Consider the following 26,922-nt stretch of genomic DNA (forward strand, 5'->3'; position numbering starts at 1 on the left):
AGTAGTCGTCATGAATGATATGAGTGATGTTAATTATATTAGTCAAGCGAATGCTACTAATAAAGCCGAAAATCGTGTATTAGATATTGTGTCGCTGTACCCGAAAGACATGAATATTTACGGTGACTATGGCAATGTACTTACGATTATGCGTCGAGCGGAATTGTACGGTTACAAGCCTGTGCTTCACGAGTACAACGTTGGCGATGATTGGCCAAAGCGAGTAGATATGGTTCTTGGTGGCGGCGGTCAAGATCATGGTCAAAGTAGAGTTACGGATGATTTATTTGCGCGCGCGGAAGCGATTCGCGAGCTTGCAAAAAATGGCGTTCCAATGCTTATGATTTGCGGTCTTTACCAGCTTTTTGGAGAGTACTTTGAGACTATTGAAGGCCAAAAGCTTAAAGGCATAGGCATACTCGGAGAGCATACGGTTGGTCAAGACGTGCGCATGATTGGAAATCTTGTTGAGCATAGCCGCGATTTTGGAGATATTGTGGGATACGAGAACCATTCTGGTCGCACAAGTTTGGAGAGTGGTACGCAGCCACTCGGCTCAGTTGATGGCGAAAATTGCGGAAATAACGGCGAAGATCATACGGAAGGTGCGCGCAAATACAACGTTATCGGCACTTATATGCACGGATCAGTTTTGCCAAAAAATCCGCGTTTGTCTGACTTTTTAATTCGTACAGCTGCGCAGAATCGTTACGGAGAATTTGCGCCAAAGCAGACTGATTCTCAACGCGCAGAGCTTGCTAAATTAGACGAATTAGCCGAGCGCGCTCGAAAAGTCGCCGTAACTCGTCCGCGGTAAATTAACATAGGCGTATGCGCGATTTAGTAAAAATTTGATTGATTATTTTATTTTATGCGCATAGTGTGTATAATCTTTTTATGAGATACAAAGAGATTGAAAAACGTCTTAAGAAGGACGGCTGGATACTTTTTGCACAGCGTGGAAGTCATTGCCAATTCGTACATAAAACTAAAGCGGGTAAAGTCACAGTGCCTAAACATCCAGGTGATATTAACCCATCTGTTGTTAAGTCAATTTGGCGTCAGGCGGGAATTAGTGAAGCAAAGGTGAAATGATGAAATTAGCGTATCCTGTTATTCTTACTCCATACGAAGATAATAGCGGAGGTTTTGTTGCAGAAGTCCCTGATTTGCCAGGGTGTGTAACTGGCGGTAGTAATCTTGCAGAGGCTCTGATTATGGCAGAAGATGCAGCAAGTGGATGGGTTCTTACGGAACTCGAAAGTGGTAAAACTGCGCCAAAAGCTAGCGATATTAGTGATATTGTTGTAGAAAATCCTAATTCAAAGTTGTCTATGGTTGCGCTTGATATGGATTCCTATGCTGCAAAATACGGTTCTCAGGCAGTTCGTAAAAATGTTACTGTTCCAGCTTGGCTTGACACTTGGGCACAAAAAGCTGGCATCAGCTACAGTGGAGCTTTGCGAGATGCTTTAGAAGCTTTATATGCTAAAGGAGCTGTGAATAAAGCTTAGTTGTATTATTAGCTATATTATCTGATTTGTTATGCAATATTGCAGCAATCAATTAATACAAAATAACCTGCTGAAAATTGCAAAGTGTTGCAAATCAGCAGGCTATTTAAATGTAGAACTGATGAGTATATGATTACATAGCCGCTGTGTATATTTGACAACTGGTATTTATTGTGATAGAATAGTAAAAAGGAATTTTATATAATAATGGAGTTATATATGAAAAACAAAGTTGTTTTGCATTATGCATTTATAGCTGCGCTATTTTCTATTATTTTAATATTGTCATTTGCTAATGTTGCTCAAGCTGAATCATCTGACTATAAATCAGAGACTTATGTAGATTTTCCCAAAAAGCAGCATAAGACAAAATTTCAGAGTATGTATTTTTCTTTACTAGATACTTATGAAAATCCAGAGTTAGTAAAAAAGTTCTATATTTCAAAATATTTTACAGAATTACAAAGAATACAGAGCGAAGCTATGCTTCCTTCTCTTAGTGAAGAAACAGCTACTATTTACAAGAATTCTCTTTTTAATTCCTCGCATAAAGATAACAATAATGTAACAAAAATATTGCAATTTCTAGATATATATGAGAATAAATATGAAAATAATCAGATTCTATCAGAATTGCATAAATTAGAGTTAAAAGTATTAAAAAATGAACTAACACAAAAGGAAGCTATTAATATTGCAAAATTGTGGCTTCCATCAAAGCAGGAGGTTACACCTCGCAAACCTTTACTTACTGAGAGAAATTCAGGCATAAATCTTGAAGCGGCCAGAGCATATGCGCGAGAATGGGCGTGGAAAATAAATCCAAAATATGGTGAAGAAAAAAGTAAGTTAATATTTCCGGCAGATTGCACAAATTTCGCTTCGCAAATTCTATATGCTGGTGGTATTGGTATGGATAAGCATAATGATGTATTTAAAGGGTGGTGGTGGAAAGCTAGAGGAGATCGTTCGGTTTCTTGGATTAATGCCAATGTTTTTAAAAATTATATGGGGTATGGATTTAGTACAAGTTATTGGGGAATGTTAGTAGATAATGTTAGGGATGGAGATTTTATTGGTGTTGATGAAAGTAATGATGGTACTGTCGATCACATAGGGTTTGTATTCCTAAAAAGCAACGGTAGATTGCGTATAGCTCAACACACTGAAAATTATTTAGATTGGGATAAGAATTGGTATTCATTCAATGGTGAAGGAGCTTATTATCGTGTTCGTCGTTAAATATTGGAAAGAATGGTTTTTACCATTATCTTTTGTATTTTTAGCAGTTTTATTGCTTATTAAAATGCCAGGAAAGTATCCAGCAGATTTTGATTTAAGTCTTTTGGGTGTTGTGTTAGTTTCAATTATTTCACCAATAATTCAAATGATTGTTGGGTTGTGTAATAGAGGATTAATTCGTAAGAAAATATTAATTATTATTGATAGCATATTAATACTTGCTGGCTTTATTGAAATATTCTTTGGCCAATTTATTGTTGTACATGTTTTGAATCGTGGAATGGTCAAGTACACAATGGATCGTGGACCGCAAGTTAATGTTGCTACTGTTGCAGCTGCATCTATCGTAGTTGTCTCAATGGTGTTATGGAGTATTCACGAACTGGAATTTAATAGTAATAAAATTAAACGAATATGAGACCGGCAAATAATTAAAGATGTAAATACAAAAGCCTGCTGAAGCTTGCAAAGTGTTGCAAATCAGCAGGCTATTTTGTAGTTTTATTTCTAGCTTTTGATTCTAGTTTTCGTTTGATTCGGTTAGTAACTATTAATCAATTAAACCATACAAGCGATCGCCAGCATCGCCAAGACCAGGAACGATATAAGCCTTGTCGTTTAAGTGCTCATCAACAGCGCAAACAACAACCTTAAAGTCAATAGAAGGATCAATCTCCTTCTCAATGCGCTCCAAGCCTTCTGGCGCTGCCAAAATGTTAATAGCAGTAACATCCTTAGCGCCGCGCTCAGCCAAATAGTGCGTAGCCGCAATAAGAGTGCCACCAGTGGCAAGCATTGGGTCCAGTAAGAAGCACTGACGACCAGTCAAATCTTCTGGCAAACGGTTAGCATAAGTGACGATGTCGAGAGTCTGCTCGTCGCGCTTCATACCAAGGAATCCAACCTCAGCGGTTGGAAGAAGGCGAGTCATGCCGTCAAGCATACCCAAACCTGCGCGCAAAACTGGCACAACCATTGGGCGTGGGCGGTTCAAATGCTTGCCAGTCATCTTGCAAATAGGAGTTTCAATCTCGCGATCGCTAACTTCCAAATTGCGGGTTGCTTCGTATGCTTCGAGAGTTACCAATTCGGAAACTAACTCGCGGAAAATGTTAGAAGGTGTATTCTTATCACGCAAAACGGTGAGCTTGTGGTCCACCAGCGGATGATGTAAAACATGAAGATCCATACCTTCTAGATTAGTGCAAGTGCGGCATGTTAAGCTATCGGCGTGCCGTGACTATTTAGAAAAAATATAAACAAGTGTTAATGAAGGTTGAATTTTGTGAATTGCTGGAAAATTAAAACATACTTAAAAACGCTGACTTGCGAAAGCGCCTGTCGGCGCAAACGCCGCTCGCAGCGGCAAAAAATGGAGCCCGGGGCTTAAACACAAGCCAGCGTCACTTCCCGAGTATACATGCTTTTAGATTTCAGCGCGCCGCGTTATGGCATAACAAATAAACGCAGTGTGATAACAAATAAACTAATCGAGTTTTCCAAGTCTCCACAATTTAGCTCCATTAGCGAAGCATAAGGAAAGTGCATGCATGTTTGCGGATTTGTGCAAAACGCTAGCAAGACGCTGTGAATCATCTCTTTTGGAATCGTTCATCTTCTGTGTTAATTTTTTCGCGTAAGAACGCATTCCGCACGAAATAATCGCAGTAAACGCAGAAGCTCGATATAGAGCAACAGCAAAATCGCCCGTGAAAGCACCAGAAAGAATAGAATCCGCGAGTCGCGCAATATCTTCTCCTGTAGGAGATTCGTCAATTCCAGTAATTGCGGAAGCGCTAGTTGCAGATGGTTCTCCAAGATTCCAATACTCCGCATATGCTTCTCGCTGCTTACGCAAAGACCCCCGAAGCAAATATAGCCTAAAAAGCATTCCAGGTAGCGAATCTGGTTGCGCTTGACTCCACAAGTCTGCGATGACCTCAATACCCTCATTCTCAACCAAATTCAGTACGCGTTCCACAATCTCTGGAGATTGTGTTTTATGCACGCGGTTAAGCAGAACTGCTGCTGAAGTGTGGCTGATTTCGTTTACAATTTGTGGATCTGTGCCGCCTTCAATTTGCGCGAGCATTGCAGGATCCATTTGTGCAGGTCTGCTTGGGCGACTTGCACCTATTGGACTTGGCATAAAAGCAGATCTGCTCGAATGGATAGAACTCGATTGTGAATTAAGGCTAGTAGACAATTGGTAACACCTTTTCAATATCAATAATGCGAGCGCCTTTAGAAGTATTGCTAATATGCAAAACTATTGCGCTACCAGTAGGCATGTATGGAGATTTTTGGCTAAGTATACGTTTATGTGCTCGCGGTTTTGTGATTCCTCGCAAATAGTCAAAGAAAGTGCCGATAATAGGGCGATGCAAACACATAACTATTGAATTGTTAATATTTGCTTCTGTGTTTTGTGTGCTTTGTGTATTTTGTGCGTTGCAATCAAGATTTTGTATTTCACTTATAAGAACAGATAATGTAGATTTCGGTTTATTCTCATGATGATCTTCAGTAAGTTCCGCAATCTGTTCTATATAAAGAGAAGAATCGTGTGCAAAAGTTGCAACAGTTTCCACGCAACGTTTCCAAGGTGACGAGACAATTCGATTTGGAGCATAGCAAGCAAGCTCACGACCTAGAGCGTAGGATGCTGCAGATCCAAGAGGAGTGATTGGACGAGTTGCTTCGCTGCCTTGCCATGATTTACGTGATTCAGCTTTTCCATGTCGTACTAGTATCAATGTCTTATATTCAGTTTGACCATCGTGTAGCTTTTCAAGAAAAGCATCTAAAACTTTTCTATCGCTATCGTGTGTGAGTTTTTTGCGAGCTTTAGAAGGAGTAAGCCATATAACATTGCCAATTTCAGTAGGTTTTGCTGGTTTTATTGGACCAAATGCTGGTAGTCGCTTCATTGCGGCATTCTCGTCTATTTCGCGCATCATCCAGTAGTGAATTCGCTTAACTACTTCTGTTTTGTTGTTGTTTTGTGAACTGTTTTTCGCACCGCTTTTTGAGATTGATTTTTTGCCTTCGTTTTCAAGCGGATATTCTATTTGTGCAATGTGAGGTCCTAGTGTTACTGCGTAGCCTGTTTCTTCCCCAACTTCGCGCACAGCTGTGTGACGATGCGATTCTTTTGGCTCATTCTTGCCTTTTGGCCAGCTCCAATCGTCATACTTTGGTCGGTAAACAAGGCAAAGCTCAAAGTCGTCATCGCTTATCATGTCCGCTTGATTGCTTGTTTTTTTCAAGTCACTTGTGTTTGAGCTGTCTATTGTATTTCGCTTGCGATAAATAATTCCGCCAGCAGCCTCAACGTATCGCGTCGTTACTACACTCATATTCACTATTTTAGCGGTTTTCTTTCGCAACTTTTAGTTGTGCCTGGTTATTTATTACGATTCGTTTATTCGCTTATTTGGTTAGAGTCAATTTAGTTGCTGGTTTTCGCATATTTACGTTGCTTACGTTTATCACAGTCATGATAGTGATAAAAGCGCTGTGACTGTCATTTTTTCAATTTTGACAGTCATCTACTATTTGACAGTGATTTTTCGTATTTGACCGAGATGTGTCGACTTATGACTGTCATTTTAACTTCCGTGACTGTGATAATTCACTCCATAGACGTGATGACTCATCAATATTGCGCCATCATCTCACCCACATCTAGATTATTGCTGTTAATAACAGTAATGAAGACATATGTAGTTACATCATTAATTCACAATTTTTCTGACAAATCTATTCCTGATACACGCTTGCATTCATTTAATATTGTTTCTACTATTTCTGGAACATCTGTCCAAGGAGCGTAGTTTGACTTTTGAGTTACTGAAGGGTGATTTTTGCGATTTTCTATCTGTTCGGTTTGCATATGCTGCTTTGCGTTTTTAAAAGCATTCTTATAGTTTCCAGTTAATTTTTCTAATTGGATATGCTTATTTTTATTCCCAGTAGTGTTGTGAAGTAGCCCAAGTTCTTTTGCTTCTTTTTGGCAATCTCGCGTTTCTGTGCAAGAAAGAGGACAGCTTTTTATATGGTCAATAAGCCATACTTCGAAGCAAGGGTTGGAAATTACTAATTTTATCTTCCAACAAGTTGAATCCGACTTAGATTGAGCTTGTTGAATTTTTTCTCCAAATTCATCAACGTCTGTTACAACCCATACCAGTGTAAACGGATTGTAGTTTTCTTTTTTCGCTTCTTTGCAGTCTAATCTCTCAAGTTTAATCGCATAATTTGTTAAAGTGAGTGGATCTACGCCCTCTTTTTCTATGTTAATTGATTTATGAATATCCCATGATGTAGCACAATATTTACTTACTTCTGATTTTATATAGCTAAAATACTCAAACTCTGTAACTACACCGCCACAAACAATGAGGAATCTTTTATTTCGTTTCGACTGTTTCTTCGAACGGCCGTGTGATGGAACATGAACCATAGCCCGCTCCTCATGAATACTAGTGTTTTATATCGTTTTGAATACTGGTAGTGTTTTAGCTTCTGTTAGTATTTGTAAGTATTTCCGCAAAAACATCATATAGAGACGGTTGTGGTGCTGAAGCGTATATGTTGTGTTGATAGTTTTTACCAAAGTTTACATTGCGGTTTTCCCATTCCGTAAGTGGATGTAGTGAAGATTCGCCTAATGTATTTTTCTCTATAAACCAAATTTGATCTCTGTCGAGAATAGTTTTGTCGGTTCCAGAATTACTAATAAGACTTAAATCGTGAGTAGTAAAAATTAATTGCGATTGGTTAGGATTCGTTTCTGGATTACTGTAAAGCTTGAGTATTTCAGACACGAATTGCATGCTTAGACTTGTGTCTATTTCATCGATTAGAAGTATGGAATGTTTTGATAATGCATCTATAACGAAAGCAAATAGCAATAATGCTGTTTTAGTTCCTAAAGATTCAAAATCTTCAGGAAGTTGGCAATCTTTTTGACCAGAATGTGTAAACATTAAACGTGAAACACTGAATTTTTGCAATTTTTCAGCGTTTTCAGAAGTGTTATCTGTAAGTTTATTGTTGTTTCCGTCAAGTTCATTAAGAAGATTTGCGAGTCTCGCTAGTTTTTCTGATTGTTTAGCATCTAGCTGTTCGGATTGGACTGTTACACCTTTTAATCCTAAATCTGCATATTTTAGCAACTTGCTAATGTTGGATGCAAAATCTGGATTTTCTTGTAAAACTGTTATCAAATTATTGGAATACTTATCAAAGTCAACTGTTCTGCATTGCTGTGTAGAAGTTATTTCTTCGTATGCAGCTTGCAATGCTTGTACACCTGATGCTGCAGCTGCAGATAGAAATAATGCGTTGTCTCTCGTAATTTTTTCTACAGTTTTTCCTATGGTTTTTAGATTTGAGCCAAATCGCATTGGTTTGCCATGCTCTCGTTCAAACAGCACAGTTTTTCTGTTTGTTGTAGAGCGGAAAAGCCATAGTCCTTCTTCAATAATGTAATTATTATTGAAAGTGAACCAATATTTATATCTGTTGTTATCTTTTGCAATAAATTCTATAAAGAATGTTGAAGGTTCATTTTCAGATTCTTTATTTAAAAGAAAAGGAAGTGCATTTATTTTTGAATTTGAGTTACCGCCTTTGAAGCTTCCTTCCACAAAATTTTTTAAGAATGCTATGCATTTTAGCAGATTTGTTTTCCCTGAGGCATTTCCTCCGTAAATGGCTGCAAGAGTTGATACATCTGGATGGGGCCACGAACTGTTTTTTGCATGTACGGTTCTTTGCATGCTGAATTGTTGCGATTGACGAAAACTTAGCGCGTTTTCTACGCTAAAATTAAGCAACATAGTGGTCTCCAGTGCTAAGTTTGCTATTTAACCAAAAATAGCATCAATTTTTTGATTATTATCTACTATCTACAGCGATATATCTTATATAAGAATATCGTAAAATATCATATTTGCAATCTACAAATAGTTTTTTGTATAAAATGTACATAAAAGTAGTTGAAAATTTAAAGAATAAGATTATTGTTCTCGCGCGTGTAATTGACTTGTACTAAAACATTGGCAACACTAAATTCCCAAACTTACAAAAACTGGCAAATTATGGCGTAAAAAACATGCCAAAACTGGCAAATAATTGCTCAAAAAACCTCCTAAAACTGGCAAATAATGCTATAATCGTTGTAATATCAACATTAAAAAGAGTAAGCCATGGAACGACTAGCATTACAAAAATTAATCGCCTGGAATAGCAAGCCGAATCGCAAGCCGCTAATAATATGGGGTGCGCGCCAGGTTGGCAAAACGTATCTAGTAAAAGAACTTTTTGCGGAAAAATATTATAAAAATAGTTATATTTACATCGATCTTAAAAAAGAAGATGAGGTTCGTAACTTTTGCGAAAGCACAGCAAACGCAGAAAAGATTATAGAATACTTGTCTTTGCGATTTTTCAAGGCTATAGATGAAGGCACTTTGCTGATTTTTGACGAGATCCAAGAATGCCCAAATATTATTTCGTCGCTTAAATATTTTTGCCAAGATTTTAGAAAAATTCACGTAATTGCAACGGGTTCAATGGTGCGAATTAAATTGCATCGCGAAGCTCACAAGCAAAATTCGTCGAAATCAGCAGTTGGTCAATTCCTCTTTCCAGTAGGCAAAATTGACCAGATAACAATCTATCCAATGACTTTTGGTGAGTTCCTACTAAACAATAATAGTCTTCTATATTCAAAGGTGCGCGAAGCCTATGATTCTAAGCAAGCGCTGCCTACAGAAATACACAATCTTGCGTTAAATGAGGTTTATAAATATTTGCTGATTGGGGGTATGCCAGAAGCAGTACAGGCATACATTGAACGTAAAGATTTACTAGAATCGCGTGAGATTTTGCGCTCGCTTTATGACAATTATCTTGCAGATATGGAGTTGTACCAAGCAAGTAGCGAATCGATTTTAAGATCTCGACTTTTATTTGAGAATATTTTCAGAGAGCTTAACAAGGAATCAAAAAACTTTTCAGCTGGTCTTATTAAAAAAGACAGTAGAACTAGAGATTTTGCGACGTCCATTCAGTGGCTGCTTATGACTCATATTGTTAATCAGTCATTCCAACTCAAAGAGCATATAACCACGCCGCTTATGCAAGAAAACGAAAGTAATTTCCGACTATTTTTGTGCGATATTGGCATGTTCTCATATCAAAGCGGAGTTAATGCAGCATCTTTTATTTCAAACGAAAGAGACAATACGCTATCTGGTATTTTCTTCGAAAATTACGTTGCAAACGAACTTAGCGCAAATGGTTTAAAACTGTTTTATTGGCGCGGAAAATCAGATTCAGAATTGGAATTTATAATTGAATCAAATAACAAACTTTTTCCGATTGATGTTAAAAAAGGCAGAGGAACTCTTAATTCTCTAAATAAGTTTGCAATGCACAACAAGTTTGAGTTTGCAATAAAAGTTTCTAAAAATAATTATGGCTATGATGCAAATCAGAAAATCGCGACTATACCATTTTATTTTATGACGTTCGTGGCTAGCGATTTGGCTGAGGGAACGCTTGAGATTTAGTCAGATTAGAAGGAGCAATAAATACAACAAGAGCCAGAATCATATTGCTGAATCTGGCTCTTTGCCTATTGTTTATTAGTTACTCGCAATCAGTTCACACCTCGAGGTTTGCGTGTGTGAGTATGAATTAGATATTCCTGACTGTCGACTAGAGGACGACCTTCGGAATCGCGAGAATGCAGCGTGTATGTGCCATCTCCATCCATCCACCAAGAAACTGTTGAATCAGCCATTTGCAAATCAATGTATTGAATCAACGCTTCCACCTGGTCTGGAGCGCTTATGCGAACCAGTGTTTCAACGCGGCGATCAAGATTTCGATGCATCAAATCGGCCGAGCCAATCCACACTTCTGGGCCACTTGCAGGACCATCGCCAATTTGCGGACCGCAAGAATTAGCAAAAGCATAGATTCGGCTGTGCTCAAGGAATCTGCCAAGAATAGAGCGAACTCGAATATTCTCGCTCAATCCTTCAATGCCAGGCTTTAGCGAGCAAATTCCACGCTCAACAATGTCAATCTTTACTCCAGCTTGAGCCGCGCGGTACAAAGCGTCAATCGTCTTTTCGTCAACAACAGAATTGACTTTAATCTTAATCCACGCTTCTTTTCCAGCAAGAGCCGCTGCCTCTTCCCTGCGAATTCGCTCAATAATGCCCGTTCGAACTGTGCGAGGAGCCACAAGCAAGCGATGGAAACTAGACTTTGGAGCGTAACCCGAAAGCTGATTAAACAAGCGAGTCAAATCTTGACCAACTACAGGATCGCAAGTAAGCAAGCCCAAATCTGTGTAAAGGCGAGCCGTCTTAGGGTTATAGTTGCCAGTACCAACGTGGCAATAGCGGCGCAATCCTTCGGCTTCTTGGCGAACCACAAGCGAAAGCTTGCAATGCGTCTTCAATCCAACAATGCCGTAAACAACGTGAACGCCTGCGCGCTCAAGCTTACGCGCCCAAGCGATGTTAGCGTCTTCGTCGAATCGCGCTTTAATCTCAACAAGCGCAAGAACCTGCTTGCCAGCGTGTGCTGCGTCAACAAGAGCGTCAATAATTGGCGAATTGCTAGACGTGCGGTACAGCGTTTGCTTAATTGCAAGCACCTTTGGATCTGCCGCCGCTTGCGCCAAGAACGCCTGAACAGAAGTAGAGAACGAATCATATGGGTGATGAAGCAAAATATCATGCTCGCGAATCGAAGCGAAAATATCTTGCGCATGGCTAGTTTCAACTTCTGCAATCTGGCGATTTGTAGTAGGAATAAACGGACGATACTTCAAATCTGGGCGATCCAGCGCCTGCAACTCAAAAAGAACCGTCATATCTAGCGGCGAAGGCAAACGATAGACTTCCTCTGGGCTTACACGCAACTGATTAGCCAGCAGCTGCGACAAGAATGGGCTAGCTTCGTCGGAAATCTCAAGACGGATAGGCGGTCCAAAACGACGACGCAAAAGCTCCTTTTCCATAGCGTTAAGCAAGTTTTCTGCATCGTCTTCCTCAACGTCAATATCTTCGTTACGCGTAACGCGGAAAGATCGCGCTTCTTTAATAATCATGCCTGGGAAAAGCGATTCCAAATGTGCTGCAATCAACTTTTCCATAGGAATAAAGCCGTAGCGCTCTTCGCGACCCTCTTCGTCGGTTAAATCGTCAACTGGAACAAGACGATTCAAATTATCTGGAATCTTTACGCGAGCAAAATGCGATTTGCCAGAATTTGGATTTTCTACAATAACAGCCAAGTTAATAGACTTGCCAGAAATATATGGGAACGGGTGTGCAGGATCCACTGCAAGTGGCGTTAATACTGGGAAAACCTGCTTGCGATAATAGTCTGAAAGTCTATCTTTTTCGGATTGCGTAAGTTTGTCCCAACTGAGCATAACAATGCGCTGCTTAGCAAGCTCTGGCAAAATGTGGTCAATAACATAATGCGCATGCTCATCTTGACGACGATGCGTAACCTCGCTAATTGCGCGCAACTGCTGACGCGGGCTAAGCCCACTTGCAGCGGTTACTGCAATTCCTGAGTCAATTCGGCGCTTTAAGCCTGCAACTCGAACCATAAAGAACTCGTCTAGGTTGGAAGCAAAGATGGCTGCAAAATTAGCGCGTTCAAGAAGTGGTAAATCAGTATTTTGCGCTAGCTCAAGCACGCGACGATTGAACTTTAACCAGCTAAGCTCGCGGTCAAAGAAGCGATCTTTTGGCAACGGTAGCTCGCCCTCACGAGCCTCACGCTTTTCTGCCTTTTCGTCTTCGGCGATGTGCTCTGCAATTTGACCGCGCAGAATCGCCTTTGAGGGAGCGTCAAAAATTTGTACCATACTCCGTAATTGTATGCGCTGTAAGGGATGTGCGCGACTGAGTGTCGGCAGCTGCGCGTGCTCGACACGCCGATAATTGCAATATGTGAACGCATCTGAACATGACAACCATTGCATATTCACAAAATGATGCAAAACCATCTATTTTTTATGTTCGAATGAACACTAATTACAATATGTGAACAAAGATGGTTTTGTACTTTACTAAAGAACAAAAAACAGTAATAATAAGAATCACAAGAACAAATTAAAAGAGCGGTAGACCACAGAAAATGTATGGATGTTAGATTCCAATTACGTTGGACGGATACATAAGACTTTACCGTTGCAACGAGGATGTTGTGCAGATAGAACCGCTGAAGATTGTTTTTGTAAGTAAGAGGCTCGCCAGTGTGGCGGGCCTCTTTTGATATATATGACTATTTGATATTTACTCGCAGTGTCGTGTTCATAGGGGAAACTATCAAAGAATAATTGTTGGAATAATAATTGCTGGATTCATTTTCTTAGCTTCTTTGAAAATGAGATGTGGTACAAAAGCAAAAGCAGCAAAACAATTAAGAAGGATCGAAGGACCATGCAACACTCATTTACAGTAATGTTGGCAGCTGAGTTTATTGGAACTGCCATTCTTATGATTTTTGGCAATGGAGCCGTTGCCAATGTTGAACTTAAAAACACTAAAGGTCATCACGCAGGCTGGCTAAACATTGCTATGGGCTATGGTTTTGGCGTTATGTTCCCAGTGCTAATGTTCGGTGGAATTTCTGGAGCGCACATAAATCCTGCTATGACAATTGCGCAAGCTGTTTGCGGAATGTTCCCTTGGTCAAACGTACTTCCGTATATTGTGGCTCAGCTTTTGGGCGCATTGGTCGGTCAGCTTATTGTGTACGTAACTTATTTGCCACATTACAACGAAACCGAAGAGCCAGAGGCTATTCTTGGCACGTTCTGCACTACGGATGCTTACAATAACAAGCTTAACTACTTCCTAAACGAATTCTTTGGCACGCTCGTGCTTGTTTTGGCTGCGCTTTGCTGCCTTACTTCTCCTTGGGGAGAGAAGAATTTGGCTGGAGCATCAATCGTAGTTGGCTTTGTTGTTTGGGGATTGGTGACTTCTATGGGTGGTCCGACTGGTCCTGCTTTGAATCCTGCTCGAGACCTTATGCCGCGTTTGCTCCACGCCATTTTGCCTATTCCACACAAGGGTTCTTCTCGTTGGAGCGAGGCGTGGATTCCAGTCGTAGCCCCTATTGCCGGCGCAATCTTGGGCGTGCTTATGTTTAAGTCGCTATTTGCATAAAACAGTTGCTTTTAATTGTTATTGATTGTGATTAATTGCGGTTGTAAGAAGCGCGTGATGCTAGTATGAATGCGTTACGCGCTTCTTGTTTTGCAAGTTTATGCTTTGCAAACTTGTGCTTATTAAGAAAGATTTTAAGAAAGATATTAGAAAGACGAAATCATGTTTTCTAAGTCACCTATTGCAATTGGTCGTTTTGCGCCGACTCCTTCTGGGCGTATGCATATTGGCAATATGGTAGCAATGTTGGCTGCTTGGCTTTCTGCAAAGTCGCAAGGTGGAAGCATGATTTTGCGTCTGGAAGATCTCGATATTGCTAGAATGCCAAAAGATGCAAGCGCGCGAGTGATTGACGATTTGAAGTGGGCTGGGCTTGATTGGGTTGGTGAGCCGACTTATCAGCATGAGCGCACTGCACTCTACCAAGAAGCTCTTGATGCGTTAGAATCTTTGCAAGACGGAGACGGGAATTCCCTGATTTACCCGTGTTTTTGCTCGCGTTCCGATATTCGCGCGATTGCAGCGCCGCAAGAAGGCGACGGCTTTATACGCTATCCCGGTACGTGCAGAAATCTTCGCAAAAATGCGCAAGGCTTGGCGCAAATCGAAAAGCGTTTGCAAAATAATCAACAACATTCTTTGCGGCTTGCTGTTCCTTCGGCTGATTCGAGGGAGGCAAATATTGATTTTGAAGACGCGATTTTTGGTGCGCAATCTTTTAATATTGATCGCGACTTGGGGGATATGGTGATTCGTCGCGCGGATGGCGTTTTTTCTTACCAGCTTGCGGTTGTTGTTGACGATGTTTTGAGCGGAGTAAACGACATTGTGCGCGGACGCGATTTGCTTCGTTCTGCTGCGCTTCAAATTTGGATTGGTGAATTGCTGGAAAAATTGGGATTTTTTGCGGCTAACGGCGTGCACTATGTGCGTCCGCAATTTGCGCACTTGCCACTAATTGATAACGCTCAAGGCGAGCGACTCGCAAAAAGCAAGCATTCACTAGATGTTGGCGCACTTCGTGAATCTGGCTGGAGCGCCGAGCGCATGATTGGTTACTGCATGTATCTTTTGGGATATAAGAATCCTGAGCAAACTCGCCCAGCAGATATGAGCGCTGCAGATGCGCTCGCGTTATTTAAAAGCGACGAAACGCCGTGGAATTCTGTTCGCGCAAACTTAGCAGACAAATCCGTGCCCTTCCTCGACTAAACTATGTATTTAGAATGATAGATTGGGGCAATAAATGGCATATATGACGCAAAAAGATTTAGCGAATACTGAGGTAGATTGTGTTCGCGCGCGTCAAATTGCCGACGGCGTGCACAGCGTGCAAGACGCCATTGCTCAAGCCGAATCGCGTTACGGGCGCAAAGCTGGGTCTGTTACGCTGCTTGCTGCAACTAAAACGCGAGATGTTGGCGAAATCATGGCAGCGCTCAGAGCAGGAGTGCGCGTAATTGGGGAAAATCGTCCGCAAGAAATTGTTGCAAAAGCAGAAATTTTACGCAAGGAAGCTGCGCGCGAGAATTTAAGCGTTGGTGTAAACGGCGAAATTCCGCTCTACTTAATCGGTCAGCTGCAAAGCAATAAAATAAACAAAGTTTTGCCACTCGCAAATGGTATTCAGTCGGTTGATAGCATTGATCTTGCGCAAAAAATATCTGCTCGCGCTCAAAATTTGGGACTTCGCGTAGACGTTATGTTGGAAGTGAATGTTTCGGGAGAATTTACGAAATCCGGATGCGCGCCAGAACGTGCGATTGACGAAGCTCTCGCTATATCTAGCCTGCCTGCGCTTAATTTGCACGGATTTATGACACTTGGAGCGCGCGTGGATGATGAAAAAATAGTGAGAAGTGGTTTCGCAAAATTGCGAGAAATTAGAGATTGCGTGAGTGAACAACTCGCGCAAGATCATGATGGAAACTCTACAAAATTAGAGCTTTCAATGGGAATGTCTGGTGATTTTGCGTGGGCGATTGCCGAAGGTTCGACGATGGTTCGAATTGGTTCGGCAATCTTTGGCCCGCGCGCATTTGTATAGTATTAAGTTTTGTCTAGCTTCTGATTTTTATCTTTTACTTTTATTACCGTTACGCATGCATAATCACATTGCGCAGCGAACCAATACCATCTACATGCACAATCGCTTCGTCGCCAGCGTGCAAAGTTCCTGCTGGATACGGCGTTCCTGTCAAAATCACATCTCCTGGAAGAAGAGTTGAGAAGCTTGAAATCGCAGCGATTTGCTCTGGAATACTGTGAATCAATCGCGCTGTGGTGCCGCTCGCCTCTGGCACATCTTTTCCATTAAGCGTAAACGAGATATGCGCGTCTCGCCAATTTAGCTCGGTTGTAATCCATGGACCAAGTGGGCAAGACGTGTCGAATCCTTTTGCGCGCGTAAACATTGGATCGCTGCCTGCGCAATCACGCAAAGTCACGTCATTTACGCAAGTAAAGCCAAAAACGTAGTCCATTGCCTTGTCGACCGACACATTCTTGGCGATTTTGCCCATAACAACAGCCACTTCTGGCTCAAAATTCATATCGTTTGAAAAAGCAGGAATAACAATTGGGTCGTCTGGGCCAATTACAGATGTGCTCGGCTTTGTAAAAATCACCATGTCTGCTGCCATGTGGCTTGACGACGCAGCAGAAGATGCGCGCTCTTCGGCAGAACGCGTATCGTAGTTTTTTGCCAATCCGTATACTTTTGAAGGAATCACTGGTGCAAGCAGGCGCACGCCATCGGCATCTAACTCGTAGCGCTTGCCTGTTGGCTTAACTCCTTGAGGGCTTAGTGGATGACCTTCTAGCGCTACTAAATAATCCTTGCCGTCTGCTTCGTCTTTTTGGACAAACGCGTATTGAGGAACTTCATTATAGGAAAAACGTGCAATTCTCATATTTTTAAGATTACGACATATTTAATACTTATTTATTTTTAATACTTATTTATTTTTAATACTTATTTATTTTTAATACTTGACTTTGTTACTTTGCGATTGACTATTGACGATTAACGAATTTTTGACTGACGACTTTGCAATTGATGAATTTGATATGGAAAAGTCGCAAGCAACCGTTGTATAAGAAAACGCCACAAACATCTTGAAAACAAAACTTGAGTGTAGTAGACTCAAGTTTTAGAAATTGACAGAATGTGGTTTGAGTGCAATCGCAAAAAGTGCACGTAAATCACCTAAAATCCGCTAGATAGCGGTGCAAATGGGGGTAAATATGGAACAAAAATTTACGACCTTAGCGCAAGATGCATTAAGTGATGCTGTGCAAAGCGCGGCGGCAGCTGGCAATGCGCAAGTTGATACGTTACATTTGGCAGATGCTTTACTTCGCCAAGAGCAAGGCGTAGTGCGCGCGCTTATTGCACAGGCTGGTGCAGATGCGCAACAAATCGGCGCTGAAATTCGCAACGCATTAGTGGCACTGCCTTCATCTACTGGCTCAACTACAACTAAGCCAGACGCAAGCCGTCAGCTTTTAGCTGCGCTAAGCCAGGCAGAAAAAGAAATGCGCACAATGGGAGACGAATACGTTTCTACGGAGCACATGCTTGTTGGCATGGTTGCAAGCGCGCCGAATGCTGTTGCGGATATTTTCAAAAAGCACAATGTTTCTGCAGATGCGTTGCGCAAGGCTGTGCCAACTGTACGCGGTGGTGCGAAAGTCACAAGCCCAGACGCGGAAGGCAACTACAAAGCGCTTGAAAAATATTCGGTTGATATGACGGCGCGCGCTCGCGAAGGAAAGCTTGACCCAGTAATTGGACGAGACCAGGAAATTCGCCGCGTGATTCAGATTCTTTCTCGCCGCACGAAGAATAATCCTGTGCTAATTGGCGAGCCAGGCGTTGGAAAAACGGCAGTTGTAGAAGGATTAGCTCAGCGAATTGTGGCAGGAGATGTGCCTACGACTTTGCAAAACAAGCGTCTTATCAGTCTCGATTTGGCTTCGATGGTTGCAGGGTCGAAGTATCGCGGCGAGTTTGAGGAACGCTTAAAGGCAGTGTTGAAGGAAATTCAGCAATCAGACGGTCAAATTATTACGTTTATTGATGAGATTCACACTGTTGTTGGCGCAGGATCTGCAGAAGGTTCAATGGATGCTGGCAATATGCTTAAGCCAATGCTTGCGCGAGGTGAGCTGCGCTTGGTTGGCGCAACTACTCTTAACGAGTATCGCGAGCATATCGAAAAGGATTCCGCTCTTGAGCGCAGATTCCAGCAAGTGTTTGTTGGCGAGCCATCTGTTGAAGATACGGTGACGATTTTGCGCGGACTTAAGCAACGTTACGAAGCACATCACAAGGTGACTATTAGTGACGATGCAATCGTAGCTGCAGCAACGCTTTCAAACCGCTATATTACTGGCAGACAGCTTCCAGATAAGGCGATTGATTTGGTGGATGAAGCGGCAGCTCACTTACGTATGGAGCTTGATTCTTCGCCAGAAGAGATTGATGAATTGCAGCGCAAAGTTACGCGTCTTGAAATGGAAGAAATGCAATTAAAGAAGGCGGAAGATGCTGCTGCGCGCGAACGCTTAGAAAAGTTGCAAGAAGAATTAGCAAACTCGCGCGAAAAGCTTGCTGGTTTGAAGGCGCGTTGGGATGCGGAAAAGGCTGGCCATAACAAGGTTGGCGATTTGCGAGCGCAACTCGACGCTAAACGCGTAGAAGCCGACAAATTCACGCGCGAAGGCAACTTGGAGCAGGCAAGCCGTATTTTGTATGGCGAAATTCCAAGCATTCAAAAAGCTTTGGAAGAAGCGGAATCACAGGCTGCTGCTAATGCTAAGAGTGAAGCGAAAGAGCCGATGGTTCCAGACCAGGTTGATGCTGATTCTATTGCTGGAGTCGTTAGCGAATGGACGGGTATTCCTGTTGGCCGCTTGATGCAAGGCGAAAATGAGAAGCTGCTCAACATGGAAAAGGAGCTTTCTAAGCGCGTTGTTGGTCAAAGCGAAGCAATCCAGGCTATAGCGGATGCTGTGCGCAGAAGCCGTGCTGGAATTGCAGACCCGAATCGCCCGACTGGTTCGTTCCTATTCTTGGGTCCTACTGGCGTTGGTAAGACGGAGCTTGCAAAGGCTCTTGCTGACTTCTTGTTTGACGACGAGCGTGCAATGGTTCGCATTGATATGAGCGAGTACATGGAAAAGTCTTCCGTTTCTCGTCTAATCGGTGCTGCTCCTGGCTACATTGGCTACGAGGAAGGCGGTCAGCTTACTGAAGCTGTGCGTAGACGCCCGTATTCTGTAGTGCTTTTTGACGAAGTTGAGAAGGCACATCCAGAAGTATTCGACATTTTGTTGCAGGTTTTGGATGATGGTCGTTTGACTGACGGTCAGGGTAGAACGGTTGATTTTACGAATACGATTTTGATTATGACATCAAACTTGGGTTCGCAATTCCTTGTGCAAGAAGGCTTGGACGATGCTGCTAAACGCAAGGCTGTTATGAACGCTGTTCATGCTGAGTTTAAGCCAGAGTTCATCAACCGTTTGGATGAGCTTGTTATGTTCCATCCGTTGAGCCGCGAAGAGCTTGGTGGAATTGTGGATATTCAAGTTCGTCAAGTGGCTGCACGCTTGAGCGACCGCCGCATTAGCTTGGATGTGAGCGATTCTGCTCGCGCTTGGCTTGCAGAGCATGGCTACGATCCAGTTTATGGTGCTCGTCCGTTGCGCAGATTAGTTCAAACGGAAATTGGCGATCAACTTGCGCGATTGCTGCTTTCTGGAAAGGTACATGATGGTGCTCGCATAGTTGCGGATTGTGAGAATACTAGCGACCATGTGACCCTAAAGATTGCGTAGTGCCTGCATTTTTTAATGTAGTCAAATAATGTAGTCAAATAAAACAAAGCGTGCTGTTTATTGGATTATTTTCCAGTATGCAGCGCGCTATTTTGTTGCATAACGCTTATTTTTCTATGCAATAATACGCGTGTCTAATTATGTTTCAAAAGTCGAACCAGTAGTGTTTAATAGAACGTATGTTCGATAATATTGTGATGCTTGTTTTAATGGTGGTTGCTGTTGTAATAACCGCCATTGTTGTGCTGGCTATTGTTAAGCACAACTCTGGAACGCAAGGCGCTAATGGCGTAAACCAGCGCGAATTTAACGAATTGCACTCTCAGTATGAACAAGCGCGCGCGCAAGCGCAAGAAAATGGCAATCAGGCTATACGATATCGCACGCAAGCAGAGCAGCTTGCTGAGCGATTAAAGTTTGTTGAAGCAGAACTTGCTAAAGCGCAGCAAGCAGAGCAATTGCGAGTGAATCGCGAAGAGCAATTGCGAACAGAGCGAGAAGAACGCGAACGGTTAAATCGTGAGAAAACTTTGAAAGAGCAAGGCAAAGTCTTGGAAGCGCTTGCTCCAGTAAAAGACAATCTCGAAGCTTTGAAGAATAAAGTTTCGCAGATTGAAGAAGGGCGTAAGCAAGAAATGGGTGCGCTGAACACTCAGCTTAAAGGCTTAAGCGAGCAGCAAGCAAGGCTTGACCGCGAAACAAGTTCGCTTTCTGCAGCATTGCGAAATAATAAGGTTCGCGGAGCTTGGGGCGAGGCTCAACTAAAGAATATTGTGGAATCTGCAGGTTTGCTTGAGCATGTTGATTTTGATACGCAGGTTGTTGTAACGGGAGTAAATGGCGAACAGCAGAGGCCAGATATGGTTGTGCATCTGCCAGGAGGCAAAACAATTCCAGTTGATGCAAAAGTTCCATATGCGGATTATCAGCGCGCTTGCGAAATCCCAGATAACGCAAGCGACGAAGAATTAGCTAGAAGAAGTGAGCTTCTAAAAGCGCACGCTAAGGCTTTGCGAGAGCACGTTAGAGCATTAGGAGCTAAAGCATATTGGCAGGCTTTTGAAACAGCACCAGACTTTGTAGTTGCATTTATTCCAAACGAAGCATTGCTTCAGGCGGCCCTTGAGGCGGATCCAACACTTATGGATGATGCTTTTGCGCAAAAAGTAGCCCTCACTTCCCCAGTTACCTTGTGGGCTGTGCTTAAGTCTGTTGCATACGCATGGCAGCAGCAAAGTCTTACAGATGACGCAAAAGAACTTTTCGATTTATCTCGAGAATTGTACGATCGCTTTGCGGTTCTTGGAGAAAATGCTTCAAAGCTTGGCGTATCTTTGGCAAGAACAGTCGCAGCTTACAATAAGTTTGCTTCCTCACTTGAGTCTAGAGTGTTGGTAACAGCGCGTAAACTTCAGAAGTTAGACCAAAGTAAAGTTATTGCTTCAATAGATCTTATAGATTCCGATAAAGCTGATGTTAAAGAGCTGAGCGCTCCAGAAGTATCAGTAGAAGATCATTAAGCGTAAAAACATTAAAGCATAAAAAATTGAAGAACTCTAAACGCTAAGGAGTGCAAAAATGACAGAATTACAAGAGGAACGCGCGGAACTTAAACGCATGCTTTATGCAGATATGAGCGCGAAACCATTTAGCGAACTGTTTTCTGTTACATTTGCTCAGCGCGGCTCTAAGCTAGTTGGTGATGTTCTTTTTGACTCAATTGAGAAAGCTGGGTATTCGTTAGAGCGCGATGTTGACGCTGTTGGTGCGTTAACTGCCGCTGCAGTTCCAATGGTTTTTGCACTTATTCATGCTGCAGAACGTAAAGGAATTGCACTCGACGGCTTTGTTATGGATTTTGTTTTTCCTGCAACAAAAGGTCCGTCTGTTAAAGGCAAGCGAGTATTGTTACTTGACTCTTGGCTCTCTGAAAAATCGTATGTTCAAACTTCTTCGCTTGTGACTTTACGACACGGAAATGAATTAAGTCTTGATTTTGGCATTGTTAATCAGCAAGGCGCGCAAATTCTTGCTATAGTTGCATTAATTGGTGGTGTTGACGCCGACGAACAAGGCACAAGGCATCTTCAATTAGTAAATCCAATAAGTGAGGAGAGTACTAAAATGGCATTTGTTCAAGCTTTCGATGAAGAAGAATTACGTGCAGATGCAGATCGCGACGATTGCTGCAACGACAACTGCTGTGGCGGTCATTGCGAGGTTAAATGCACTGGTGATTGCAAGCATGATGGTTGCACTGAGCCATGCTGTGAAGATAACTGCTGCGGTGGTCATTGCAAAGTAGAGTGCACTGGTGATTGCGCTCACGATGGTTGCACTGAGCCTTGCTGTGAAGACAATTGCTGTGGCGGTCATTGCAAGTCAGGTTGCACAGGCGATTGCGCAACTGACGGCTGCCAAGATTAGTTGCAATTACTAGCTGCCAATACTAAGAAAAAGTATTAAACGGAGCAAAACTCACACATGCACGAACCGAATCCAATTACTTTGGCTGCAAAAGCTTCCGATGAGCCAGAATTTCGACCTATAGGAGTTGGCCCATGGGAAGACGAGCATCCAGGTGAACCTCGTCCAGATAATCCAGAATCGCCAAATTATGATGCGCGGTTTAGCACTGAATTACTAGACGAAGGCGACCAACGTAACGTCCTAGACCGTTACCGGTACTGGAAAGTAGAAGCCATAAAAGCGGATCTCGATTCTAAAGGCCGTCATGAGTTTGAAGTAGCTGTAGAAAATTGGACTCACGATTTTAATATAGGCTCTATGGTTCGCACTGCAAACGCGTTTACTGCGAAAAAAGTGTATATCGTAGGGCCTCATAAATGGAATCGTAAAGGCTCGTTAATGACCGAGCTATACCAATACGTTGAATGCTGCCCAACTATTGAAACTCTAGTAACTAATTGGCGCGAAAATATGCTTAAAGAAGCAGAAGAAGCGCATCAACTTTTGCTTAAAGCACAAGCAGAAGGCAATAAAGAAGCCGAAAAAATCGCAAATATTAAGGAACAAGACGCTAAAAACGCGCGCGTTATAGCGCTCGACATTATTCCAGGCGCTGTTGCTATGGAAAACTACAAGTTCCCTAAACGTTGCCTTATGCTTTTTGGCGCGGAAGGTCCAGGTCTTTCTAAAAAAGCACTAGAGATGGCGGATGACGTTGTTTATATTTCGCAATTTGGCTCTGTTCGCTCTCTAAACGCAGGAGCTGCTGCGGCTGTTTCCATGCACGCGTGGATTGCGCAACATGCAGCACCAAATTGCTAAATATTAATTAAAATTCAACAGTCTGTACTCATAAACGCTTACATTTAATGTGTATTTTTTTTTATTTGTGATACTGTTAAGCTATGTTAGAATTCCAACATATTACAAAGCGTTTCGGCGCAAAAACAACGCTTAACGACGTTTCTTTCGTCGCCGAAGACGGTAGAGTCACGGGCTTTTTAGGTCCTAATGGCGCTGGTAAATCTACTACCATGCGTTGCGCGTTAAATCTTATTCACGCCAATAGTGGCACTTCTCTTATTGACGGAAAACCTTACGCAAAAATCGCATCCCCAATGACGGAAGTTGGAGCAGTTCTTGATGCAAAGTCTGCCCACAGAGGTCGTTCCGCTTACAATCACTTGTATTCATTGGCTTTAACTCATGGAATATCAAAAAAGCGCGTTGACGAAGTGATTGATATTACTGGATTATCAAGTGTTAAAACCCGCAAAGCAGGTTCGTTCTCGCTTGGCATGAGCCAGCGTCTTTCGATTGCTGCAGCGCTTTTAGCAGACCCGCACAATCTCATTTTGGATGAGCCAATTAACGGTTTGGATCCAGAAGGCGTTAAGTGGGTTCGCGAATTGTGCAAGTATTACGCAAGCCAAGGTCGAGCAATACTACTTAGTTCGCACTTAATGAGCGAAGTTGCGCTTACTGCAGATAACCTTGTGATTATTGCGCATGGCGAAATTTTGAAGCGTACAACAGTACAAGATTTTGTTAATGCACATTCGCAGCACGCTGTGCGACTTGTGACTCCAGAAGGCGAAAAGCTAAAGTCTGTGCTTGCTCAAAATCATCCTGAATGCAAGATTTTGCAAGATGTTCGCACTCCTCAAGACGTTCAAGAAGGCGAGCTCCTCAGAATAACAGGATGCGAGCTTAATCAGCTTGCTCGCGAAATTGCAGATAATCAAATCATGGTTTATCAGCTGAATCAAGAGCATGCATCGCTTGAGGAAGCATATTTGGCTCTTACGCATGGCCAAGAGCAGTACGTGACTAGGACTATTCCTTCCGGAAACTTAAATCCTGCTGAGCAAAGTGTAGCTCAATTTAATAATCAGGGGAGTGCAAAATGAGTGAGCAAGTAGCAAATCAGCAAGTGCAATTGGCTGAATCTAACGCACACCAATCTAATGCATATCAATCTAACGCATACAAGACTGGCCGTAGCATGAACGCTCAGCACTTACGCCTTACATTTATGCACACGCTTAAATCTGAAATTGTTAAGCTGCGCGGACTTGCGTCTACGTGGTGGTGCATGGCATTAACAATTGTTTTGCCAGTAATTTTCAGCTTTATAATCGCGCTTGTGCAGAAAGCAATGTCTAAAGTTGACATTAAGAATGGAGCAAATCAAAGTAAATCAAGCGCTGCAATTACTGTTGGACCGAGCGATAAAAGTGACCTTATTGCATCTCAAGAAAGCATTTTCCGCTTGGTCGTTAGCTTTGCTTCTATATCTTTGATTGTTTTGGCGATTTTTGCAGTGCTTGCTGTAACTGCGGAACATTCTACGACTTCAATTCAGGCTTCTCTTACGGCTGTACCTAAAAGGGGTATGTTCTTTACGGCTAAGTTTATTGCGGTTGCAATCTATGTTTTTGTAGCCCAACTTATTGCAATGGCAGTTTCTTTAGCTGCTGCAGAATTAGCTTTTATGGGAGATAACATTTCCGGATTATCGGGAAGCAACGTGTGGAAATTTCCGCTTACTCTGTTCCTTGGCTCTCCTGCAATTATGGTTGTTGTGTCAGCAATGGCCTACGGTTTTGGCATGATTTGCAAGTCAACTGCTGGCGGAATTATGTGCGTTATTGGAGCCGTGATGATTCTGCAGGCCATTGTTAGCATTATTATGCTTGCAAGCAATTTTGCGAAGTGGACTTCAATACTTATTCAGATTTTGCCAGGCAATGCTGCAAGCCAATTCTTAGGAGTCTCCGCTAGTTCTGGGCGGCAACTTCCACCAAACGCATATGTTTTTACATGGTGGCAATCAGGCTTGGTGGTTCTCGCTTGGGGCGTAGTCATGTATGCAATTGGCCACGTTGTTGAAAAACATCGCGATATTTAACTACAAATAATATTTAGCAAACAACAAGGGCTTTATCTCGTAACCGACTACAAGATAAAGCCCTTAATTGTATTCACTTATATTTAATTTATTATTTATTAAATTATCTTTATTAAGTTATTTTTTGAAATTGTGATAAGTATCAGTCGTTCTTCACAGTTTCAGCAACTCGTGGCCACAAGGTGGTGCCCCAGTTCTTGATTGTGCGCTGGCGAACCAGTGGCAAATCGGAACGGTCATATACTGTACGCCATGGTTCCCAAGCCAAGCCGGTCTTCTCAACAAGCTTGATGCGGAGGTTACGCACATTGCCCTTGAACTGAATAGTGGTGTTGAAGTGAGCTGTACGATACTTGCCATTGCCTTCCCAAGCGCGAGAACGCACGTAAGGAGTGCCGTCAATCTCGGTGCCGTACTCATCCCAGTAGATGTAGTAGCGAGCTACGTAAGCTCCACGGTGATCCAAAGTCAAGTAGCCGTCGCGGTAGGAAGAAACCTTGGTTTCAACGTAATCGCTATTGGTTTGCAAAGTTGCTACTTCGTTATCCTTGACGAAGGAAGTGGTGTAAGCAATTGGAACTGCTGGGCTGGAGGTGCTCAAATTTGCGCCTTCTTGAATCAAAGCCTTCAACGTGTCGACGTTGCCGGTAATAACCTTGGCTGCACCGTTTGCGCTGCCGCCGAGAATTACAGCAGTTACAGAAGTGTTCTGCAAAATGCGGTGGAACTCGGTATTTGGCTTGATTTCAACACCCTTGATTGCAGCTTCAACAGCAGCCTGGAAATCGGTGCTCTTGCTGCGGGTGTCGAACTTTACGTACATTGAACGGCCGTAAGCTACGTTGGACACATATACTGGCGGACGCTTGCTGTCTACTCCGCGGCTCTTCAAGCTTTCTGGCGTAGTGCATGGTGCGAAGAAGTCAGCTGGGCTATCTGGAGCATCAACACTTACGGTGTAGTAGGTCTGCTTGAAGTTCACAATTTGAGTCTGCTTTTCGCCCTTGTGCACAGCGTCGAAATCAATCTTCAGCGGAACGCCAATCTTGGCGAAATCAGCACCAAACTTTGCCTTGAGCTGGTTCATGCTTTGTGCGCTTGCAGAATCGTACTGCATGCGAGCTGCAACATGATGGCTTGCAGCGTACTGTGCATTCCACTTGGAAACTAAGCCGTTCACTGTGGAAGTTACAGAGCTCTTGGTTGGGCGCTGAACAGTTACAGCACTTTCGCCGCCGTGGAAGCCTGGCAAATCAACGCTCAACGTGATTGGAGCGCGGTTTCCGGAAATCAGGCTTGGCATATTGTCCATCAAATTCTGGTCAGCGCGGAAAAGAGCACCTGGGTATACGCGATCATCGTTGGCGGAAGTAACCGACAAGTTTGAAGTTGTATTTGTGATGTTCTTCTTCTGATGCTCAACAACAACGAATTCATCGCCCTTGTTGAAGCTATCGCTAGAGAATTTGTTGTCAATGGTTTCGCCATGACGGGCGAGAATGTTTGTTTTATCGTATTGCAAATCCCACAAATAATTATTCAACGAGTCCTTCTTGGCTGCGCAAGATGCGGTTGGCTCAGAATCCTTAGCTGCAGGAGCGGCCATTGCTGGTGCTGCTAAGCATTGTGGAATAATAGTTGCGCCCGCGAGGAGCAACATTGCTGCATTACGGTAGAACTTTGTGTTATTCATATGTGTCCTTCAATTTTATATTTTATGTTA

General features: G+C 42.6%; 23 protein-coding genes. 15 read left to right on the forward strand and 8 right to left on the reverse strand.

The features are described 5' to 3' along the window. Positions 1-10: 10 nt before the first annotated feature. From HXT55_RS00785 to HXT55_RS00805, 5 genes are all read left to right on the forward strand, one after another. Entirely contained in the window at positions 11-817 is an 807-nt protein-coding gene (locus tag HXT55_RS00785; RefSeq protein ID WP_421792246.1) for a type 1 glutamine amidotransferase, read from the forward strand. Between the two features lie 80 nt (positions 818-897). Then, on the forward strand, positions 898-1,095 hold the full coding sequence (locus HXT55_RS00790) for a type II toxin-antitoxin system HicA family toxin (protein ID WP_004116413.1): 198 nt from the start codon (positions 898-900) through the stop codon (positions 1,093-1,095). Next, positions 1,095-1,514, forward strand: coding sequence for a type II toxin-antitoxin system HicB family antitoxin (locus HXT55_RS00795; protein ID WP_004116411.1), 420 nt, complete (start codon positions 1,095-1,097; stop codon positions 1,512-1,514). Before HXT55_RS00790 ends, HXT55_RS00795 begins: the two co-directional genes overlap by 1 nt. Positions 1,515-1,733: 219 nt before the next feature. Further along, positions 1,734-2,756: an amidase domain-containing protein gene (locus HXT55_RS00800; RefSeq protein WP_004116409.1), complete on the forward strand. Its 1,023-nt coding sequence runs from the start codon at positions 1,734-1,736 to the stop codon at positions 2,754-2,756. Beyond that, on the forward strand, positions 2,722-3,174 hold the full coding sequence (locus HXT55_RS00805) for a hypothetical protein (RefSeq protein ID WP_018617206.1): 453 nt from the start codon (positions 2,722-2,724) through the stop codon (positions 3,172-3,174). The genes HXT55_RS00800 and HXT55_RS00805 overlap by 35 nt, the downstream gene beginning before the upstream one ends. A gap of 132 nt (positions 3,175-3,306) precedes the next feature. Here the strand turns inward: HXT55_RS00805 and upp are convergent, their stop codons facing one another. The 5 genes from upp to HXT55_RS00830 all read right to left on the reverse strand — a co-directional run bounded on the left by upp (position 3,307) and on the right by HXT55_RS00830 (position 8,602). Continuing rightward, positions 3,307-3,945: a uracil phosphoribosyltransferase gene (upp, locus tag HXT55_RS00810; RefSeq protein WP_004120306.1), complete on the reverse strand. Its 639-nt coding sequence runs from the start codon at positions 3,943-3,945 to the stop codon at positions 3,307-3,309. A gap of 297 nt (positions 3,946-4,242) precedes the next feature. Continuing rightward, positions 4,243-4,905 carry a hypothetical protein gene (locus HXT55_RS00815; protein WP_014554862.1) on the reverse strand — a complete coding sequence of 221 codons (663 nt, stop codon included), beginning with the start codon at positions 4,903-4,905 and terminating at the stop codon, positions 4,243-4,245. A 46-nt stretch (positions 4,906-4,951) separates the two neighbouring features. Continuing rightward, positions 4,952-6,115 carry an NUDIX hydrolase gene (locus HXT55_RS00820; protein WP_032836320.1) on the reverse strand — a complete coding sequence of 388 codons (1,164 nt, stop codon included), beginning with the start codon at positions 6,113-6,115 and terminating at the stop codon, positions 4,952-4,954. 383 nt (positions 6,116-6,498) lie between these two features. After that, positions 6,499-7,221, reverse strand: a complete 723-nt coding sequence (locus tag HXT55_RS00825) for an RloB family protein (RefSeq protein WP_064623368.1) — start codon at positions 7,219-7,221, stop codon at positions 6,499-6,501. A 55-nt stretch (positions 7,222-7,276) separates the two neighbouring features. Continuing rightward, positions 7,277-8,602 (reverse strand): AAA family ATPase, encoded by a 1,326-nt coding sequence (locus HXT55_RS00830; RefSeq protein ID WP_101892063.1) that lies wholly within the window; start codon positions 8,600-8,602, stop codon positions 7,277-7,279. Positions 8,603-8,971: 369 nt separating this feature from the next. Between HXT55_RS00830 and HXT55_RS00835 the strand changes: the two genes are divergently transcribed. Then, complete coding sequence (locus tag HXT55_RS00835) at positions 8,972-10,339, forward strand: ATP-binding protein (protein WP_101892062.1); 1,368 nt, start codon at positions 8,972-8,974, stop codon at positions 10,337-10,339. Between the two features lie 89 nt (positions 10,340-10,428). On the opposite strand, the gene HXT55_RS00840 is transcribed toward HXT55_RS00835, so the two are convergent. Next, a complete protein-coding gene (locus HXT55_RS00840) occupies positions 10,429-12,666 on the reverse strand; it encodes an RNA degradosome polyphosphate kinase (protein WP_004114108.1) in 2,238 nt (745 codons plus the stop codon). A 577-nt stretch (positions 12,667-13,243) separates the two neighbouring features. Here HXT55_RS00840 and HXT55_RS00845 point away from each other — a divergent pair. From HXT55_RS00845 to HXT55_RS00855, 3 genes are all read left to right on the forward strand, one after another. After that, entirely contained in the window at positions 13,244-13,975 is a 732-nt protein-coding gene (locus HXT55_RS00845; protein ID WP_064622997.1) for an MIP/aquaporin family protein, read from the forward strand. A gap of 162 nt (positions 13,976-14,137) precedes the next feature. Beyond that, positions 14,138-15,187 (forward strand): glutamyl-Q tRNA(Asp) synthetase, encoded by a 1,050-nt coding sequence (locus tag HXT55_RS00850; protein WP_064622995.1) that lies wholly within the window; start codon positions 14,138-14,140, stop codon positions 15,185-15,187. A 34-nt stretch (positions 15,188-15,221) separates the two neighbouring features. Next, a complete protein-coding gene (locus HXT55_RS00855) occupies positions 15,222-16,022 on the forward strand; it encodes a YggS family pyridoxal phosphate-dependent enzyme (RefSeq protein WP_064622993.1) in 801 nt (266 codons plus the stop codon). Between the two features lie 49 nt (positions 16,023-16,071). Here the strand turns inward: HXT55_RS00855 and HXT55_RS00860 are convergent, their stop codons facing one another. Continuing rightward, positions 16,072-16,887 carry a fumarylacetoacetate hydrolase family protein gene (locus HXT55_RS00860; RefSeq protein ID WP_064622991.1) on the reverse strand — a complete coding sequence of 272 codons (816 nt, stop codon included), beginning with the start codon at positions 16,885-16,887 and terminating at the stop codon, positions 16,072-16,074. A 334-nt stretch (positions 16,888-17,221) separates the two neighbouring features. On the opposite strand from HXT55_RS00860, the gene clpB reads away from it, so the two are divergent. From clpB to HXT55_RS00890, 6 genes are all read left to right on the forward strand, one after another. Further along, a complete protein-coding gene (gene clpB / locus HXT55_RS00865) occupies positions 17,222-19,819 on the forward strand; it encodes an ATP-dependent chaperone ClpB (RefSeq protein ID WP_064623313.1) in 2,598 nt (865 codons plus the stop codon). Between the two features lie 179 nt (positions 19,820-19,998). Beyond that, positions 19,999-21,339 (forward strand): DNA recombination protein RmuC, encoded by a 1,341-nt coding sequence (locus tag HXT55_RS00870; protein WP_004114125.1) that lies wholly within the window; start codon positions 19,999-20,001, stop codon positions 21,337-21,339. Between the two features lie 58 nt (positions 21,340-21,397). Then, positions 21,398-22,246 (forward strand): hypothetical protein, encoded by an 849-nt coding sequence (locus tag HXT55_RS00875; protein WP_004114126.1) that lies wholly within the window; start codon positions 21,398-21,400, stop codon positions 22,244-22,246. 57 nt (positions 22,247-22,303) lie between these two features. Continuing rightward, positions 22,304-23,110, forward strand: a complete 807-nt coding sequence (locus HXT55_RS00880) for a TrmH family RNA methyltransferase (RefSeq protein ID WP_004114127.1) — start codon at positions 22,304-22,306, stop codon at positions 23,108-23,110. Positions 23,111-23,193: 83 nt separating this feature from the next. After that, complete coding sequence (locus HXT55_RS00885; RefSeq protein ID WP_004114128.1) at positions 23,194-24,198, forward strand: ATP-binding cassette domain-containing protein; 1,005 nt, start codon at positions 23,194-23,196, stop codon at positions 24,196-24,198. After that, entirely contained in the window at positions 24,195-25,199 is a 1,005-nt protein-coding gene (locus tag HXT55_RS00890) for an ABC transporter permease subunit (protein ID WP_421792254.1), read from the forward strand. Before HXT55_RS00885 ends, HXT55_RS00890 begins: the two co-directional genes overlap by 4 nt. Before the next feature lie 142 nt (positions 25,200-25,341). Here HXT55_RS00890 and vly read toward each other — a convergent pair whose 3' ends face one another. Then, entirely contained in the window at positions 25,342-26,892 is a 1,551-nt protein-coding gene (vly, locus tag HXT55_RS00895) for a cholesterol-dependent cytolysin vaginolysin (RefSeq protein ID WP_415681630.1), read from the reverse strand. Positions 26,893-26,922: the final 30 nt, after the last annotated feature.

It is taken from the genome of Gardnerella sp. KA00718 (assembly GCF_049244285.1).
In the GTDB taxonomy this organism is placed as follows: Bacteria; Actinomycetota; Actinomycetes; order Actinomycetales; family Bifidobacteriaceae; genus Bifidobacterium; species Bifidobacterium vaginale.

Coding starts and splice junctions, on each gene's coding strand:
- HXT55_RS00885 (WP_004114128.1), top strand. CDS start 23,194: ATGTTAGAATTCCAACATATTACAAAGCGTTTCGGCGCAAAAACAACG.
- clpB (WP_064623313.1), top strand. CDS start 17,222: ATGGAACAAAAATTTACGACCTTAGCGCAAGATGCATTAAGTGATGCT.
- HXT55_RS00800 (WP_004116409.1), top strand. CDS start 1,734: ATGAAAAACAAAGTTGTTTTGCATTATGCATTTATAGCTGCGCTATTT.
- HXT55_RS00805 (WP_018617206.1), top strand. CDS start 2,722: ATGGTGAAGGAGCTTATTATCGTGTTCGTCGTTAAATATTGGAAAGAA.
- HXT55_RS00835 (WP_101892062.1), top strand. CDS start 8,972: ATGGAACGACTAGCATTACAAAAATTAATCGCCTGGAATAGCAAGCCG.
- HXT55_RS00850 (WP_064622995.1), top strand. CDS start 14,138: ATGTTTTCTAAGTCACCTATTGCAATTGGTCGTTTTGCGCCGACTCCT.
- HXT55_RS00785 (WP_421792246.1), top strand. CDS start 11: ATGAATGATATGAGTGATGTTAATTATATTAGTCAAGCGAATGCTACT.
- HXT55_RS00880 (WP_004114127.1), top strand. CDS start 22,304: ATGCACGAACCGAATCCAATTACTTTGGCTGCAAAAGCTTCCGATGAG.
- HXT55_RS00790 (WP_004116413.1), top strand. CDS start 898: ATGAGATACAAAGAGATTGAAAAACGTCTTAAGAAGGACGGCTGGATA.
- HXT55_RS00795 (WP_004116411.1), top strand. CDS start 1,095: ATGAAATTAGCGTATCCTGTTATTCTTACTCCATACGAAGATAATAGC.
- HXT55_RS00815 (WP_014554862.1), bottom strand. CDS start 4,905: ATGCCAAGTCCAATAGGTGCAAGTCGCCCAAGCAGACCTGCACAAATG.
- HXT55_RS00830 (WP_101892063.1), bottom strand. CDS start 8,602: ATGTTGCTTAATTTTAGCGTAGAAAACGCGCTAAGTTTTCGTCAATCG.
- HXT55_RS00860 (WP_064622991.1), bottom strand. CDS start 16,887: ATGAGAATTGCACGTTTTTCCTATAATGAAGTTCCTCAATACGCGTTT.
- HXT55_RS00845 (WP_064622997.1), top strand. CDS start 13,244: ATGCAACACTCATTTACAGTAATGTTGGCAGCTGAGTTTATTGGAACT.
- HXT55_RS00890 (WP_421792254.1), top strand. CDS start 24,195: ATGAGTGAGCAAGTAGCAAATCAGCAAGTGCAATTGGCTGAATCTAAC.
- vly (WP_415681630.1), bottom strand. CDS start 26,892: ATGAATAACACAAAGTTCTACCGTAATGCAGCAATGTTGCTCCTCGCG.
- HXT55_RS00875 (WP_004114126.1), top strand. CDS start 21,398: ATGACAGAATTACAAGAGGAACGCGCGGAACTTAAACGCATGCTTTAT.
- HXT55_RS00870 (WP_004114125.1), top strand. CDS start 19,999: ATGTTCGATAATATTGTGATGCTTGTTTTAATGGTGGTTGCTGTTGTA.
- HXT55_RS00840 (WP_004114108.1), bottom strand. CDS start 12,666: ATGGTACAAATTTTTGACGCTCCCTCAAAGGCGATTCTGCGCGGTCAA.
- upp (WP_004120306.1), bottom strand. CDS start 3,945: ATGGATCTTCATGTTTTACATCATCCGCTGGTGGACCACAAGCTCACC.
- HXT55_RS00825 (WP_064623368.1), bottom strand. CDS start 7,221: ATGGTTCATGTTCCATCACACGGCCGTTCGAAGAAACAGTCGAAACGA.
- HXT55_RS00855 (WP_064622993.1), top strand. CDS start 15,222: ATGGCATATATGACGCAAAAAGATTTAGCGAATACTGAGGTAGATTGT.
- HXT55_RS00820 (WP_032836320.1), bottom strand. CDS start 6,115: ATGAGTGTAGTAACGACGCGATACGTTGAGGCTGCTGGCGGAATTATT.